Source organism: Butyricicoccus sp. AM32-19 (assembly GCF_003480365.1).
GTDB classification, from domain to species: Bacteria; Bacillota; Clostridia; order Oscillospirales; family Butyricicoccaceae; genus Agathobaculum; species Agathobaculum butyriciproducens.
The window spans coordinates 2,552-18,141 of the sequence record NZ_QUIX01000005.1; the positions used below are offsets into that span (position 1 = coordinate 2,552).

The 15,590-nt window shown below is 47.8% G+C and carries 18 protein-coding genes; 13 read left to right on the forward strand and 5 right to left on the reverse strand.

Features of this window, described 5'->3' with window-relative positions; genetic code table 11:
• Window positions 1-33: 33 nt before the first annotated feature.
• Genes DW806_RS05845 through DW806_RS05870 form a run of 6 tightly spaced genes read left to right on the forward strand, consistent with a single transcriptional unit; the run spans window position 34 to window position 8,126 of the window.
• Window positions 34-939, forward strand: coding sequence for a radical SAM protein (locus DW806_RS05845; protein ID WP_117492376.1), 906 nt, complete (start codon window positions 34-36; stop codon window positions 937-939).
• A 16-nt stretch (window positions 940-955) separates the two neighbouring features.
• Window positions 956-1,351 carry a conjugal transfer protein gene (locus DW806_RS05850; protein ID WP_117492374.1) on the forward strand — a complete coding sequence of 132 codons (396 nt, stop codon included), beginning with the start codon at window positions 956-958 and terminating at the stop codon, window positions 1,349-1,351.
• Window positions 1,335-3,782 (forward strand): ATP-binding protein, encoded by a 2,448-nt coding sequence (locus tag DW806_RS05855; RefSeq protein ID WP_117492372.1) that lies wholly within the window; start codon window positions 1,335-1,337, stop codon window positions 3,780-3,782. Before DW806_RS05850 ends, DW806_RS05855 begins: the two co-directional genes overlap by 17 nt.
• A complete protein-coding gene (locus tag DW806_RS15385) occupies window positions 3,779-6,202 on the forward strand; it encodes a CD3337/EF1877 family mobilome membrane protein (RefSeq protein ID WP_442861143.1) in 2,424 nt (807 codons plus the stop codon). Before DW806_RS05855 ends, DW806_RS15385 begins: the two co-directional genes overlap by 4 nt.
• A complete protein-coding gene (locus DW806_RS05865; protein ID WP_117492370.1) occupies window positions 6,199-7,200 on the forward strand; it encodes a bifunctional lytic transglycosylase/C40 family peptidase in 1,002 nt (333 codons plus the stop codon). Before DW806_RS15385 ends, DW806_RS05865 begins: the two co-directional genes overlap by 4 nt.
• Before the next feature lie 23 nt (window positions 7,201-7,223).
• On the forward strand, window positions 7,224-8,126 hold the full coding sequence (locus tag DW806_RS05870; RefSeq protein WP_117492395.1) for a conjugal transfer protein: 903 nt from the start codon (window positions 7,224-7,226) through the stop codon (window positions 8,124-8,126).
• Window positions 8,127-8,171: 45 nt separating this feature from the next.
• Here DW806_RS05870 and DW806_RS05875 read toward each other — a convergent pair whose 3' ends face one another.
• From DW806_RS05875 to DW806_RS05885, 3 genes are read right to left on the reverse strand one after another with little or no spacing between them, the layout of a single operon-like run.
• Complete coding sequence (locus DW806_RS05875; RefSeq protein ID WP_110436182.1) at window positions 8,172-8,612, reverse strand: hypothetical protein; 441 nt, start codon at window positions 8,610-8,612, stop codon at window positions 8,172-8,174.
• An 11-nt stretch (window positions 8,613-8,623) separates the two neighbouring features.
• Complete coding sequence (locus DW806_RS05880) at window positions 8,624-9,019, reverse strand: hypothetical protein (RefSeq protein WP_110436183.1); 396 nt, start codon at window positions 9,017-9,019, stop codon at window positions 8,624-8,626.
• Window positions 9,016-9,393, reverse strand: a complete 378-nt coding sequence (locus DW806_RS05885; RefSeq protein WP_158574423.1) for a PadR family transcriptional regulator — start codon at window positions 9,391-9,393, stop codon at window positions 9,016-9,018. Before DW806_RS05885 ends, DW806_RS05880 begins: the two co-directional genes overlap by 4 nt.
• 198 nt (window positions 9,394-9,591) lie before the next feature.
• Between DW806_RS05885 and DW806_RS15015 the strand changes: the two genes are divergently transcribed.
• The 4 genes from DW806_RS15015 to DW806_RS05900 all read left to right on the forward strand — a co-directional run bounded on the left by DW806_RS15015 (window position 9,592) and on the right by DW806_RS05900 (window position 12,268).
• Window positions 9,592-10,017 (forward strand): hypothetical protein, encoded by a 426-nt coding sequence (locus DW806_RS15015; protein WP_147323851.1) that lies wholly within the window; start codon window positions 9,592-9,594, stop codon window positions 10,015-10,017.
• Between the two features lie 109 nt (window positions 10,018-10,126).
• Entirely contained in the window at window positions 10,127-10,951 is an 825-nt protein-coding gene (locus tag DW806_RS05890; RefSeq protein ID WP_110436185.1) for a hypothetical protein, read from the forward strand.
• Entirely contained in the window at window positions 10,948-11,610 is a 663-nt protein-coding gene (locus DW806_RS05895; RefSeq protein ID WP_118285584.1) for a hypothetical protein, read from the forward strand. The genes DW806_RS05890 and DW806_RS05895 overlap by 4 nt, the downstream gene beginning before the upstream one ends.
• A gap of 28 nt (window positions 11,611-11,638) precedes the next feature.
• The gene (locus DW806_RS05900; RefSeq protein WP_117555250.1) at window positions 11,639-12,268 is read left to right on the forward strand and encodes an ABC transporter ATP-binding protein; all 630 of its coding nucleotides are present in this window, start codon (window positions 11,639-11,641) and stop codon (window positions 12,266-12,268) included.
• 30 nt (window positions 12,269-12,298) lie between these two features.
• Here the strand turns inward: DW806_RS05900 and DW806_RS16045 are convergent, their stop codons facing one another.
• Both DW806_RS16045 and DW806_RS05910 read right to left on the reverse strand, forming a co-directional pair.
• Complete coding sequence (locus DW806_RS16045) at window positions 12,299-12,733, reverse strand: ImmA/IrrE family metallo-endopeptidase (protein WP_110437197.1); 435 nt, start codon at window positions 12,731-12,733, stop codon at window positions 12,299-12,301.
• A gap of 41 nt (window positions 12,734-12,774) precedes the next feature.
• Complete coding sequence (locus DW806_RS05910; protein WP_117492477.1) at window positions 12,775-13,200, reverse strand: helix-turn-helix domain-containing protein; 426 nt, start codon at window positions 13,198-13,200, stop codon at window positions 12,775-12,777.
• A 180-nt stretch (window positions 13,201-13,380) separates the two neighbouring features.
• Between DW806_RS05910 and DW806_RS05915 the strand changes: the two genes are divergently transcribed.
• The 3 genes from DW806_RS05915 to DW806_RS05925 all read left to right on the forward strand — a co-directional run bounded on the left by DW806_RS05915 (window position 13,381) and on the right by DW806_RS05925 (window position 15,551).
• The gene (locus tag DW806_RS05915) at window positions 13,381-13,620 is read left to right on the forward strand and encodes a helix-turn-helix domain-containing protein (protein WP_117492475.1); all 240 of its coding nucleotides are present in this window, start codon (window positions 13,381-13,383) and stop codon (window positions 13,618-13,620) included.
• A gap of 712 nt (window positions 13,621-14,332) precedes the next feature.
• The gene (locus DW806_RS05920) at window positions 14,333-14,686 is read left to right on the forward strand and encodes a type II toxin-antitoxin system PemK/MazF family toxin (RefSeq protein WP_117492473.1); all 354 of its coding nucleotides are present in this window, start codon (window positions 14,333-14,335) and stop codon (window positions 14,684-14,686) included.
• Window positions 14,670-15,551 carry a phosphoadenosine phosphosulfate reductase family protein gene (locus DW806_RS05925; RefSeq protein WP_118360935.1) on the forward strand — a complete coding sequence of 294 codons (882 nt, stop codon included), beginning with the start codon at window positions 14,670-14,672 and terminating at the stop codon, window positions 15,549-15,551. Before DW806_RS05920 ends, DW806_RS05925 begins: the two co-directional genes overlap by 17 nt.
• The last annotated feature ends 39 nt before the right edge of the window (window positions 15,552-15,590 follow it).

Genomic DNA, 15,590 nt, shown 5'->3' on the forward strand with positions numbered 1-15,590 from the left:
CCATATATTTTTGGAAAACAGGAGTTAGAACAAATGAATCATACTAAAGATGCCCGCCGTATCGGCCTTGTCGATGTGGACGGGCACAACGGTTTCCCGAACCTTGCGTTGATGCGGATTTCTGCATGGCACAAGGCACTGGGTGATATGGTCGAGTGGTGGGACGGGATGCTGCCCTATGACCGCATCTATATGAGCAAGGTGTTTACCTTTTCACCGGATAACGATACGGTCATGCAGTCGGATGAGATCATCAGGGGCGGTACCGGGTACAGGGATTACGGCAGCCTGCCGGAGGAAATAGAAGCCATGCCGCCGGACTACTCGATTTACCCGCGTTACCCGTATGCTGTCGGTTTCCTTACGCGCGGCTGTATCCGTTCCTGCCCGTGGTGTATCGTCCCGCGCAAAGAGGGCGGCATCCGCCCTGCCGCGACATGGCAGGAGATCAAGCGTCCGGACAGCCGGACGATCATTTTTTTGGACAATAATGTGCTGGCGCACGAGCACGGTTTGCAACAGATAGAGGAAATGGGCCATGCGGATGTGAAAGTGGATTTCAACCAAGGGTTAGACACCCGGCTTATTACACCGGAGATCGCCGCAATGCTCGCTAAGCTGCATTGGGTGAAGTATGTGCGGCTGTCCTGTGATACGTCTGATATGCTGCCTGTGATCGCGCAGGCCGTCGCCTATCTGCGGGAAGCCGGTATCGGTACACACCGCCTGTGGTCGTATATGCTGGTGCAGGATGTAGAGGAAGCGTATCACCGCGCGCTTGTCTTGAAAGCATTAGGCATCCAGCCATTCGCACAGCCGTACCGGGACTATGACGGCGGGTGTGAGCCGACAGCAGAACAAAAGCGGTTTGCCCGCTGGGTAAACCGCAAAGAAATATTCTATACCTGCGGCTGGCATGAGTACCGCAGACGGAAATAGAAAGAGGTGCAATGATGTGAAGAAAATACGAAGTTACAGCAGTATCTGGTCTGTTGAGAAAGTCATATACGCGATCAATGATATGCGCCTGCCGTTCCCCATCACCTTTTCGCAAATGGCTTGGTTTGTCGCCTGCGAGTTTGCGGTGCTGGCGCTGGGCGGACTGCCGCCGCTCTCCATGATAGACGGTGCGCTGCTCAAGTATTTCGGTATCCCCGTCGGCGTCACATGGTTTATGAGCCAAAAAACGTGGGACGGCAAGAAGCCGTTCAGCTTTGTCAAGTCGTATACGGCCTACCTGCTGCGCCCTAAACAGACCTTTGCAGGCAAGGCAGTAAAATTCCGCAAGGAGAAAACAGGACAGCCCATTACGGCGGTTAGGAGCGTGATAATAGATGCAGTATCCGATTAAATATATCGAAAACAACCTTGTCTGGAACCATGACGGGGAATGCTTCGCATACTATGAGCTTATCCCATACAACTACTCGTTTTTAAGTGTGGAACAGAAAGAAGCGGTACACGATGCGTTCCGTCAGCTTATCGCCCAGAACAGGGACGGCAAGATACACGCCCTGCAGATCAGCACGGAATCCAGCATCCGTGCGGCGCAGGAGCGTTCCAAGGCGTATGCTTCCGGCAACCTGCGGGAAGCGGCGCTGCGCCGCATAGACGGACAGACGGAAGCCCTTGTCTCCATGATCGGGGAAAATCAGGTGGACTACCGGTTCTATATCGGCTTCAAGCTGCTGCTGAACGAGCAGGACAGCGGGAATATCGGCCGTCAGGCGGCAAATATCTTTTCCGGTTTCCTGCGGGATGTGAACCATACCCTGATGGGTGATTTCGCATCCATGCCGAATGATGAAATACTGCGCTATCAGAAGATGGAAAAGCTGCTGGAAAGCAAGATTTCGCGCCGGTTTAAGGTGCGGCGGTTGGATAAGGATGATTTCGGCTATCTGCTGGAACACCTGTACGGGAAAAGCGGCACCGCGTATGAGGACTATGAATTTCATTTGCCCAAAAAGAAATTAAAGGGTGAAACGCTTGTCAAGCGGTACGACCTGATCAAGCCCACGCGCTGCCTGATGGAAGAATACGGGCGGTACCTGCGCATATCGCATGATGACTGTGAGGCGTATACTGCTTATTTCACGATCTCGGATGTGGTCGGGGAGCTGGATTTCCCGTCGTCCGAGATTTTCTATTATCAGCAGCAGCAATTCACGTTCCCCGTCGATACCAGCATGAATGTTGAGATCATCACCAACAAGAAAGCCCTGTCCACTGTCCGCAATAAGAAAAAGGAATTAAAGGATTTGGACAACCATGCGTGGGAAAGCGGGGACGAGACCAGCACATCAATTGCGGAAGCACTGGACAGTGTGAATGAGCTGGAAACCGAACTGGGGCAAAGCAAGGAAGCCATGTACAAGCTGTCCTATGTGGTGCGCGTCACCGCGCCGGACGAGGAAGAACTCAAGCGGCGGTGCAATGCGGTACGGGATTTCTACGACGATATGAACGTCAAGCTGGTGCGCCCGGTGGGTGATATGATCGGCCTGCACCATGAGTTTATCCCGGCAAGTAAGCGGTATATGAACGACTATATCCAGTATGTTACGAGTGATTTCCTTGCGGGTCTCGGTTTCGGCGCGGCGCAGATGCTCGGGGAAAAGGACGGTATCTATCTTGCCTATGGCGTGGACACCGGCCGGAATGTGTATTTGCAGCCCGCGTTGGCCAGCCAGGGCGTGAAAGGCTCGGTCACAAACGCGCTGTCTGCGGCGTTCCTCGGCTCGCTCGGCGGCGGCAAGAGCTTTGCCAATAACCTGCTGGTGTATTACGCGGTGCTGTACGGCGCGCGGGCGCTGATCGTAGACCCGAAAGCGGAGCGCGGGAACTGGAAGCGTGATTTCCCTGAGATCGCGGACGAGATCAATATTGTCAACCTGACCTCGGACGAGCGCAACCGTGGGATGCTGGACCCCTATGTCATCATGCGCCGCCCCAAGGACGCGGAAAGTCTTGCGATAGATATTCTCACGTTTTTAACCGGCATTTCCTCGCGGGATGGCAACCACTTCCCCATCCTGCGGCGGGCGGTGCGCACGGTCACGAACAGCAAACGGCGCGGCCTGTTCTGTGTCATTGAGGAATTACGCAAAGAGGGTTCACCGCTTGCGGTGAGTATCGCAGACCATATTGAGAGCTTCACGGACTACGACTTTGCGCACCTGCTGTTTTCGGATGGGAACATCAAAAAGTCCATCAGCCTTGAAAAGCAGCTCAATATCATACAGGTGGCCGATCTGGTGCTGCCGGACAAGGGTACTTCGTTTGAGGAATTTACGACGATGGAGCTTTTGTCTGTCGCCATGCTCATTGTTATCAGCACCTTTGCGCTGGATTTCATCCATACGGACAGGAGCGTGTTCAAGATCGTGGATTTGGATGAAGCATGGTCGTTCCTGAACGTGGCGCAGGGCAAGACGCTGGCAAACAAGCTGGTACGTGCAGGCCGCGCCATGAATGCAGCGGTGTATTTCGTCACGCAGAACGCGGCAGACCTCGCGGACGAAAGTCTGAAAAACAATATCGGTCTGAAATTCGCGTTCCGCAGTACGGACATTGTGGAGATCAAAAAGACGCTGGAATTTTTCGGCCTTGACCCTGAGGACGAGGGTAACCAGAAGCGGCTGCGGAACCTCGAAAACGGACAATGTCTGATGCAGGACTTATACGGGCATGTGGGCGTCGTGCAGTTCCATCCGGTGTTTGCGGATTTCCTGCATGGGTTTGACACAAAGCCGCCGATGAAAGCCGGGGTGGCAGTATGACGTACGGGAGATATAATTTCAGACAGATAAAGCGTACAGCGGTTGCCTTGCTGATGATAACGGCAATCGCTGTTTTGCTGTTTACTGCTTTTTGCCCGTCTGCGGGCGCGGTGGGGCTGGTGGATGATAGTGTGGATGCGGCGCACGAGTACAGCCGCTACCCGCTGGAAAATTACCAGCTTGACTTCTACGTTGACAACGGGTGGGATTGGCTGCCGTGGAACTGGATAGACGGCATCGGCAAGCAGGTCATGTACGGCCTGTACTGCATCACCAACTTTATCTGGACGATCAACCTGTATCTTTCCAACGCATCCGGCTATCTGGTGCAGGAAGCATACGGGCTGGATTTTATTTCAGATGCGGCGGACGAGATCGGCCGGAACATTCAGTCTATCGCAGGCATTTCGCCCAGCGGACTTTCTTCGGATGGGTTTTATGCGGGATTCCTCCTGCTGATTATCCTGATTGTTGGCGCGTATGTGGCTTATGTTGGTCTGATAAAAAGGGAAACCACAAAGGCCGTACGCGCGGTGATGAACATGGTGATGATCTTCGTGCTGTCCGGTGCGCTGATCGCCTATGCGCCGGACTGTGTGAAGCGCCTGAACGAGTTTTCCGAGGACGTCAGCACAGCGAGCCTTTCGGTTGGGACAAAGATCGTCCTGCCGGACGCGGAGAACAGCGGCGCGGACAGTGTGGATTTGATACGGGACAGCCTGTTTTCCATCCAGGTAAAGCAGCCGTGGCTGCTTCTGCAATTCGGCGATACGGACACGGACGCGGTAGGCGAAGAACGCATTGATAACATCCTATCCGCGAGCCCCAGTGAAAACAATGGCGAGGATCGGGAAAACGCAGTCAAGGCCGAGATCGAGGACAACGGGAATACAAACCTCACGGTTACGAAAACGGTGAACCGGCTCGGCACAGTGTTTTTCCTGTTCCTGTTTAATATCGGCATTTCGGTGTTCGTGTTCCTGCTTACCGGCATGATGATCTTCTCGCAGGTGCTTTTCATCATCTATGCGATGTTCCTGCCGGTGTCGTTTGTGCTCAGCATGGCGCCGACGTTCGAGGGCAGCAGCAGGCGCGCGGTAATCAAGCTGTTCAATACGATCCTGGCGCGGGCGGGTATTACGCTTGTCATCACGGTGGCTTTCAGCATTTCCACGATGCTGTACCGCATTGCAAGCGGCTATCCGTTTTTTATCATTGCGTTTTTGCAGGTGGTCGTGTTCGCGGGGATCTATTTCAAGCTGGGCGACCTGCTCAGCATATTCTCCCTCCATGACGACGGTGCCCGCGGCATGGGCAGGTATATCATGCACCGCCCGCGGATGTTCCTGCACCATCAGCTTCACAGGCTCAACCGTACCATGCGCGCGGCGACGGCCAGCAGACCGAATGATGGCGGCAGTGCGCAGAACAGCCGTTCCAGCAGCGCATCAGGGGGAGCATACCGGTACCGCAGTAACCGGCCGAACGGTGGAAGCAGCGGGGCATCACAGCCGGGTGCTGTACACAGTTTACCGGAAACATCTGCAAAGGAGATTACGTCTGGTGGGGTATCCCATACAGAGGGCTATGCGGATAAAGCCGTTTCGGCTGATGCAGAGAACCGCAGACCGGATGCCCCTGCGGTTTATCTGCTTGGCGCAGCGCGGCAAGTATCCGGACAGTCCGAAACGGATATGCCGCGGCAGGCAGCAGATTCGGATAGTGCAGCGCCGGACAGTGCGCACAGGGCGACAGAAAGCAATGCGCGCCCGATGGCAGTCCCGGTTTCTCACAACTATGATATTTCGGATAGGAAAAATATGAAACAGGCGGAGCAGTCGTCCATACACGCAAGGCCGGCCGTAGCAGCTCCAGCGGCAAAGCCGGTGCAGGAGGAAGGGCAGCGGATAGCGGCAAAACAGCCTGCCCCGCCACAGCAGGAGCGCCCTGTCAGCCCGGTACACAGTACAGAGACACAGCCGCATGAGCGTCCGGCAGCGGTGGCAGCGCCGAAACTCGTATCATCTACAGGTAATGCGTCAAGCAATCCAGCGCCGCACAAGCGTCCGCTGGCAGCACAGCCGGTAAGTACAGTCCAACAGGCCGCGCCGCAGACAGAAGCGGCAAAGCAGCCCGTCCATGTCGGGATCCGGAGGACGGATGCAGTAAACCGTCCGGCTGTGCGGCAGGACGCAGAGGGCAAGCCTGTTATGCCTATGCAGGAAAACCATGCCGCGCGGGAACAGGACAAACCGGCGGTTTCGCGGCCTGCGGTGAAGGGTTCGGTTGTATCAAAGCGGGCTTCCGCAAAAGGGAAGGCGGGAAAGGCACAGCGGAAAAATGCTTCCTCTCCGAAAAACAGGGGGGATAGCAATACCAGCCGTACAGACAGCACGAAGGACGGGGGCGGCGGCAGATGAAACTGAAATATCTTGCGCTGCCCCTTGCAGGGCTGTTTGCCGCCTTTTTCTGCCTGCTCCTGTTGGTTGCCCTCCTGTTTGCATCAGACGAGGACGGCGGCAGGGGCGGCATTTACTATGGCGGCGCAAACCTGTCTGCCGAGGTGCTGGCGCACAGGCCGATGGTGGAGCGGTACGCGGCGCAGTACGGCATTTCCGAGTACGTCGATGTCCTGCTTGCGATCATGCAGGTGGAATCCGGCGGTACGCTGGAGGACGTGATGCAGTCGTCAGAATCTATGGGCCTGCCGCCAAATTCTCTGGATACAGAAAGCTCAATCCGGCAGGGCTGTGAGTATTTCTCGGAGCTGCTTGCCAAGGCGGACCGGCTCGGCTGCGATCTGGACAGCGTGATACAGGCGTACAACTACGGCGGCGGGTTTCTGGATTATGTAGCGTCGCACGGCGGCAAGTACAGCTTCGAACTGGCGCAGGCGTTTGCAGAGGAAAAGTCCGGCGGGGTGCGTGTTACCTACAAGAATGAAATATCCATCGCGGAAAACGGCGGCTGGCGCTACAACTACGGCAATATGTTCTATGTCCGGCTGGTATCGGAGTATTTGTATGCCGCACAGTTTGATAACGAGACCGTAAATGCGATCATGAATGAAGCACTGAAATACCAGGGCTGGGAATATGTCTACGGCGGTGCGTCCCCGACAACATCCTTTGACTGCTCCGGCCTGACGCAATGGTGTTATGGCGTGGCGGGTATCACGCTGCCGCGCACCGCACAGGCGCAGTATGACGTGACCCGGCACATCCCGTTCGGGGACGCCCAGCCCGGCGATCTGGTGTTCTTTCAGGGGACGTATAACTGCGGCGATTATATCACGCACGTTGGGATTTATGTGGGCGATAACCGGATGTACCACGCAGGAAACCCGATCGGGTTTGCAGATTTGACCAGCGCCTATTGGCAGGCGCATCTGGTCTGTGCCGGACGGGTAGGACAATGAATGACGAAAGGCAGGAAAATGATATGTTCCAGAATAGAAACAAAAGTCAGGAGAAACAGAAAAAACCGCGTGTCCTCAGCATTGGGACGCGGCGGCCGGTGGTGATCGCGCTGTGGGCGCTGCTTATCTGCGCGTTTGCTTTCGCGGTGTATAAGGATTTTACAGCGGTGGATACGCATACCGTCCATGAAACGACGGTAGTGCAGGAGGAAGTCACGGACACGAATGCAATAGAGAGCTTTGTGACCAATTTCGCCAAGGTGTATTACTCATGGGAACAGTCTGCGGCTTCAATAGAGCAGCGCACGGAAAATCTGAAATATTATCTCACGGACGAGCTGCTGACCCTGAACGTGGACACGGTGCGCAGTGATGTGCCGGTATCTTCTAAAGTGGAAGATGTGCAGATTTGGTCTGTGGAAGAAATTGGGGATAAAGTGTATAAAATTGTCTATTCTGTGTCGCAAAATGTCATAAACGGGGAGGAAAGCAGTGTTATAACGTCTGTTTATGAGGTTTCCGTGTATGTGGACGATGCGGGCGATATGGTCATCATCCAGAGCCCTACAATCACGGGCAAGCCCCAAAAGTCCGGCTACGTTCCTGAAACTGCCGAGCCGGACGGTACGGTATCCGCGGAAGAAACTACGGAGATCACAGAGTTTTTGACCACGTTTTTCACGCTGTACCCAACGGCGACGGAACAGGAGCTTTCTTATTATGTCAGCGGTGGTGCGCTGCCGGTGATTGGGAACGACAGCTATGTGTTTGCGGGGCTGGTGAATCCGGTCTTTACCAAGAACGGCGATGCTGTGACGGCGAATGTGGCGGTGCAGTATCTTGACCAGCGGACGGGTATGACGCAGGTGTCGCAGTTTACGTTGCATCTGCGGCAGGTTGAGGGGAATTGGAAAATCAGTTGTTAATATTAGAAAAACCATCCGTCCAATGGGCGGATGGTTTCCTTTTTATCAGTCATAGCTGATTTTACCGTTCTTATCACAGGTTATAGACATAGTGAGTTTTTTCCCGCCTGCATAATTGAAAGTGCAGTAGCCGGATACTTTGTTCCCCGACCGCGACGAATCGCCGGAATAACCATACGAGGAGGAAGCGGACCAGCTATCGGCCGTTGCCTTAGAAGTTACAGTATCATACTGAAATGTTCCATTCAAATAGAACGTGCCGATATAGGTGTTTCCATGATAAGCATCAGCTTTAGATGTTGCGGTTTTCTGATAAATGGCTCTGGTTGCTGCTTCGGGAACATACTCAGTTAGCGTTACTTTCAGGTAATAGCCGTCTCCACAATCAATAATTGTGGTGTTGGAAACATCAGCAGCAAAGGCTGGAATTGTAAAACATACAAGCATAAGAACTGCTAAAACTATGGAACAAATACGCTTTTTCAAAATGAAGCCTCCTAATTTTCTAACATTTCATCAGAAATAAGTTGCCCGTCGCTTTCTGTGTTAGAACGAGTAAAATAGAAATCTCCGCGTATAACTTGCTGTGCATGTATGTAATATGCAGCCAGCAATAGTAACAATACGATTAAAATGCCTATTACGAGAGTAATGACAAATCGATGCTTGCGCTTGCTAACAGCAATTTCAGTCTCGTCAACGCTTTCCAGCAGTTGTTCTGCAATCTGCTCAGGATTACCAACTTTTGCACATAGTTCGTTGTATGACAATTCCGAATAAGCCGATAATTCCTGTTTCAATCCGTTCAATAACTTGGAGCGTGTTGCTTTAGAACAGATTAGTTTGCGGGAAACTGCACGTACATATTGACGCACAATCTTATCCTCCATCATGCGTTGCCACCTCCGGTGTTTTGATGAATTTGCTGTATCGCTTTAGACATTTCAGCATAAACGGCCTCTATCTGTCGCAAATACGATATCCCATCGGAAGTGATTTCGTAATACTGGCGGACACGGTTATCGTCTGAAATCGCTTTTTGGCCTTCGCACACATACCCTTGAGATAACAGGCGTTGGATTACAGGATAGAGCAGAGAAATAGTATATCTGCCATCACTGCGTTTAGATATCTCTCGCATCATCTCATAGACATACATTGGTTGCTCAGATAGCAACAAAAGCACGAGCAAGGGATTCAATGCGCGTTTGAAGTAATCTGCAAAGGAGTGGCCAGTATCCTTGGTAGATTTGCTTTCCTTTTTCATGGTGCCACCAAACATGTTTGTTGAAATTATACTATCAGATCATTTCAGTTTCGTCAATATTTAGTATTGCTTAATAATTTGCATTTATATATAATTGGATTATCAAATTACATCATATAAAACAGTTTTTTACAAAGGGGTGATAGAAGAATATACTTTAGGAAGATTTACTATCTAATCGAGAAAGAAGGGTGAAGTATGTATAGTAAATGTAAAAGAATGGTTGGTTTATTACTGATCTGTGTCCTTGCATTGGGAGTTTCAGCCGCTGCGTTTGAAACGCAGATAGAGCCTCGTGATAATTGGCATGATTATACCGGTGAGCTTCCGGCGGATACTGGTGATGTGGAAGTTTCAACAGTTAAAAAGGCATATACAAACAACTATTTTGCTGTGTCTTGCAAATCATCGCGATCCGGATTAGGTTCTGTAAATGTTTGGACTGAAACCGGTTGGGGGGTAAATGCTTCATCTCCCAATCACCCCATTACCGCAAATGGAATAATTAATAATGTGAATTATACTAACAAACCGTCTATTCAAACTGAAGTCACACTGAATATTGATAATAATAGCGTTACCTCTACCACTTATCCAATTGAGGGTAGGTGGTCTCCATACTAAGCGTATTGCTATTATGAATTTAAGTTAAACGTATTGTATAACATATTATATGAAGATACCTTGGGGAGTGCTTATATGGCGACTTCCCAAGGTTATTTATGAGGTTAATATGAGTTGCTTAAGAATAGATATCAAAAGGTTATATAATTCAATTACTGTAAGGATAGTTTTGGGTGTGCTGTTTTTTTTAGCAATTGTAGATCCCTTATATTCTCGTTTTTTAACGCTTGATTCTATGTTTGCTTCATACTATGGAATCAACGCTTACCAGTATTGGCTTTTCAACTTTCCCGGTGGCATTGGATTTAAAGTTTATCATGCACTGTTTTTACTTCTTCCTGTATTATCGACTGGTTTTATTCTATTTTATGATCAGAAAACCTCTTTCAAAATATATAACATTGTTAAACAAGGTAGAGCAATATATTTGACTTCCAAGGTTATATCTGTGTTTCTTGTTACAATGGTAAACTCAATTGTCTCTTTTTCTATAAATATTTTAATAACATTTTCCATATTTCCACAAAATTCGATCATGACAGATGTCTATCGGATGTTTATTCCTATTGAACATTCTGCAGCAAATTTTTTTTACGAAATTTCACCTGTTTTATCAGCAGTTTTTTTCGCATTTTTAAATTCCCTGGCACTGTCTGTATTGGCGGCTTTAACTGTTATTATACATATGATATTTAGATTTCCAAACATATATGTGGCTTTTTTCGTTCCCTCTATTTTATGCCTATTAATAACTTATGGAAGTGACTTTTTACTACCTAAACGTTTTGTCTTACGAAATTTTTTGCAGCCGTTGAATTCGTGTTACGAAGGAGCTGCGCAGCTTAAGGACATACTATTGGTTTTAAGTGGATATTTTATTCTCGAAATATTATTATTTACGATTGCTTATAGAAGAAATAGGGATATAATATGATTCTATTTAGTCACAAAAGTAAATATTTTATTTGGGTGGGATTCCTTTACTTTATATTCCCGTTATTATGTATTTCTTTTTTTGCTGATACGCAAGATTTGTGGTTCAAAAACATTTTCTCAGACAAAACATTTGTTATGCTTATTATGCCTGCATTTGTGCTTGGTGCTGTCATAATAGATTCTTCTATCAGTCCAGTTATTATGGTACGTACAAAAAATAAGTTACATTCATTTACTTTGTTGCGTGATCAGCAGTATTGGTTTGCAATAATTTATACCATTATTTGGATGCTTTCTATCATTTTCATTACTCAGATTATTTTCGGAAAAATTTATGCAATATCCTTTTGGGGGTTAATTAGAGAATTTGCAAGATGTATTTGTGGATTTATTATATTTATAAATATATCTTTAATTATAAAAGTAAAATGCAAGAAAAAATATATGGCAGCATCATATATTGTAGTCTATATTTTTTTTACTGCAGAAATTTTTTCGATTGTTCCACTATTAAATAAGTTTTTCCCAATTAATATATATTTGATTTTTAGCTGGTTATTTAGAGATACTATAATAAGTTATTTAGTTATCGCCGGCTGGATAAGTGTTACATATTATCTTGGAAGAAAATCGTCCAAAAATATGGATGTCCTTTAAATGATAATAGTGTTGGAAAGAGGATATTATGCTTATTAAATTACAAGATGCTACAAAAATACTTGATCACAGATTTGTAATTAATAATATAAATTTTGAGTTTAAAAGTGGAAATATTTATGGGATTGTTGGACAAAATGGTAGTGGAAAGACAATGCTTCTACGAGCTATAGCAGGGCTAATCTGTTTAAATCGTGGTACTATTACTGTAGATGGCAAAGTTTTGAATAAAGATATATCTTTCCCGCCTGATATAGGAATCATTATTGAAAAGCCTGAACTATTACCATATCTTAGCGGGTTAGAGAATTTAAAATTACTTGCAGAGATAAGAAACATAATATCTTATGATGATATTAAGCATTATATGGATAAATTCGGATTAAATTTCAACTCCAAGCAGATTGTAAAAAAATATTCTTTGGGAATGAAACAAAAATTAGGAATTATTCAAGCAATTATGGAGGATCCTTCCTTACTTCTTCTTGACGAACCATTCAATGCGCTTGATGCAGAGTCGGTAGATATTTTGCGAAGTATATTACTTCAATACAAAGAACAGGGAAAATTAATCATTTTAACTTCCCATCATCAAGAAGATATAATGTCAGTCTGTAATCAAGTTATCCATTTACAGGATGGATGCATATTAAACTGATAGCAAAAATATCATAAAGATAATGCCGCTTCAAGATGAGGCGGCATCATTTCTGTTATAAGTGGTTATAATGTATTCTACTAATTCCGGCGTTAGTCCGCATATATCGGCTATTTGATAAAGAGTATAGCCGCATTGAGCATAGTCCTGAATCTCAGTTGCTGGATGCAACAGCAGCGCCATAAAACGGTTCGCTTCTGTTTCCAGCTTGTTTACAGAATAGAGCGTGTTTGCTCTCAGAAATGGTGTATTGCTTTTCGGGTGTAAGATTGCATGTCCTAATTCGTGCGCGCATACTTGCCGCTGTCGCTCTTTTGAAAGGTCTTGATTGATATGTATGAACTTGATTCTGTGTGTGCGGCTGTAATATCCTCTGATACTTCCAAGGGGTTCGTGGAGAACTCGAATACCGAGTTTTGCAGCGATTGTGAACGGGTCTCTGGTATCACATTTTCGGCATAACATATCGACCTTATGCTTTATTGACAATATGCAGCACCTCTATTTCATTTCCGGTACTTTTTTGGAGTAAACTTTTGCTTGGCAATCCGTTTGGAAATTTCAAGCTGGTTTTGCAGGCTAATGCGCAGGAGTTCCCGCGTTTCATCGTCGATTGGCTCACCATCAAACATCAGGCTTGCTTCGGCGTCGCCAAGATCACCTAAAATCATATCCAGTCTTTTTGCTATGTCACGCTCGTCCCGCCTTGTCAGGACGGGCGTTTCTTTTTGCTCCATGTTAAGTAAAAATTCAATCGGCACATTTAGGTAATCGGCAATTTTTGAAAGGTTTTTAGTAGAAAGGTTTTTCTTTCGTCCCACTTTGAGATCGGACAGCGATGCACGGCTTATTTTACATTGCCTGCATAGCTCTGTAACTGTAATTCCTTTTTCCGCGCACAATGCAGCTATTTTGTTGTACAACTCTGACATAAAATCACCCGTCCATTTGTAGTATATGCCAAAATTACGTAAAAACGAAATTTTACACGTTGACACTTACGCGACAGAATAATATAATTCACTCATAGATTTCGCTAAAACGTAATTTATAGAACAAATATATAATATTACACTTTTATGTAAATGTCAATAGAAAGGAAGTAGTTGACCATGAAAAAAAGGGAACTTTGCTCGTTTGGTAAAAAAATTAACCATCGGCTTATTGCTCTTGAGCAAAGCAAAGGCTGGCTGATCGAAGAAGTCAAGCGGCACACAGGGTTATATTTTGACCGCTCCTATCTTCGCAAAATCGAAACCGGACAGCTTGCGACGCCGAAAATCGTGGATGCGATATGCGAAATACTTGGCATCGCTGTTCAGGGTGATTATACCAAAAGGAAAGACCAATAAAATGTACTTTTTGAAAAAGGAAAGCGGATTACATATGCACCTTGAAAATTGAATATACAGGCAGCAGATACAAAACTGTTTGCGCCGAGCTGCGGTACCCATGCGCGGGGACGCCGGACAAGTCCGGCAGAGCGGTAAACCATGACGGTACGAAATACGGGGCGGCACCCGTAAAGCGACGACACGCAGACAGATAATGAGACTTCCGCCCAGCCACAGACACAAGCAATGGGGGCGGCTGATGTGAGAACCACGCAGAGGTAAAACGGCCTATGGAATCGTTCGCCAGCGATCATCTGTCTGCTTCCCCACAAGCCGGGGCGTTGAGAACAAATAGGCTTGGCAGCAGGAAAGGATGTGTCTAAAGTGTTTTAAGGTTTTGCGGCAGACGGGAGATTACTGTCTGTCGCGCGTACATCACAACAAGCAGACAGGATGTGAATGAAATGCCAGATTGGGAAATCCAACCAAAGAAACATAAATACGAGGTTGGCGAACGTGTATTAGTGCGGCCCGCAATCATAGATTGTATCTGGGCAAAAACCAGTTGCCGTAAGACCGTACCTGCTACTGTTATCTTTGTCCATCCGGACGACCGGTTCATTGTAGCAGAATATCAGGTATGTGCTTCGTTCTTTGGCAGGACGGTATCTACGATACGGGAAAGTTTTTTAATTCCAAAAGTTCAGTGTTTGGAGTGGGAGTGAAATAAATGTATAAACGTGGTGATGTGTTTTGGGCTGATCTCAGTCCTGTTATTGGTTCAGAACAGGACGGCGTGCGTCCTGTTGTAATTTTGCAAAATGATATTGGAAACAAATACTCGCCTACGGTGATTGTAGCGCCGCTTACAAGCAATTTGCATCGGGACAAGCATCTTGTTACTCATGTGCCCGTCTGTATGCAGGGCTTGCCGCAATATTCGGTTGTGTTGTTAGAACAGATACGGACAGTAGATAAAGCACGACTGGGGAATTTTGTCGGTGTAATGGATAAAGAGACATTGAATAAGATTGATGAAAGTGTGATGTGCAGTTTGGGGCTGACGGATGGATTTAGAACATAGAGCAATCGCCCGTCTGCGGTTGGCAGCGGAAATGAGCGAAGCCTATTACGGTAAGCCATTGATTATTACAGTGAGTGGCGGGAAAGACAGCGATATATGCCTGTACCTTGCCGCCACTTCCGGTATCCGCTATGAGGTCATGCACAACCATACCAGCGTGGATGCACCGGAGACTGTATACCACGTGCGCGAGCAGTTCCGGCGTTTGGAGCTCGCCGGTGTGAAATGTACTGTCAATTACCCGACTTACAAGGGCGTACCGGTCAATATGTGGATGCTTATACCGCAAAAGCTGATGCCGCCCACAAGAACAGTAAGATACTGCTGTTCGGTGCTGAAAGAAAGCGGCGGCGCTGGCCGCATGATTACGACGGGTGTCCGCTGGGCGGAAAGCGCCAGCCGCCGTACCAAACGCGGCATTTACGAGAGTATGCCGCACGATCTCAGCAAAAAGGTCATTATCAACAACGATAATGCAGATACCCGCCTTTTGTTCGAGAGCTGCAAATTGCAGGCGAAGCGGGTCTGCAATCCCATTGTGGATTGGTCGGACTATGATGTGTGGTCGTATATCCATGCTGAGAGAATACCGATAAATCCGCTGTATTCGTGCGGCTTCCATAGGGTCGGTTGTGTGGGTTGCCCGATGGCAGGACGTCGAATGCGTCTGTTTGAGTTCGGCCGGTATCCCACGTATCAGCGCGCCTACATCCGTGCCTTTGAGCGAATGCTCGAAGAACGTGTTGCACGCGGCAAGCTCGACAGCACATGGCGTGCTGGGACAACTGGCGAGGATATATTCCGCTGGTGGATGCAGGACCGGAATATCGAGGGACAAATGAAGATTGAGGGCTTTGACGGATAGAGCCCAGGTATGTACCGTGCGGATTCCCGCGCGGTTTTA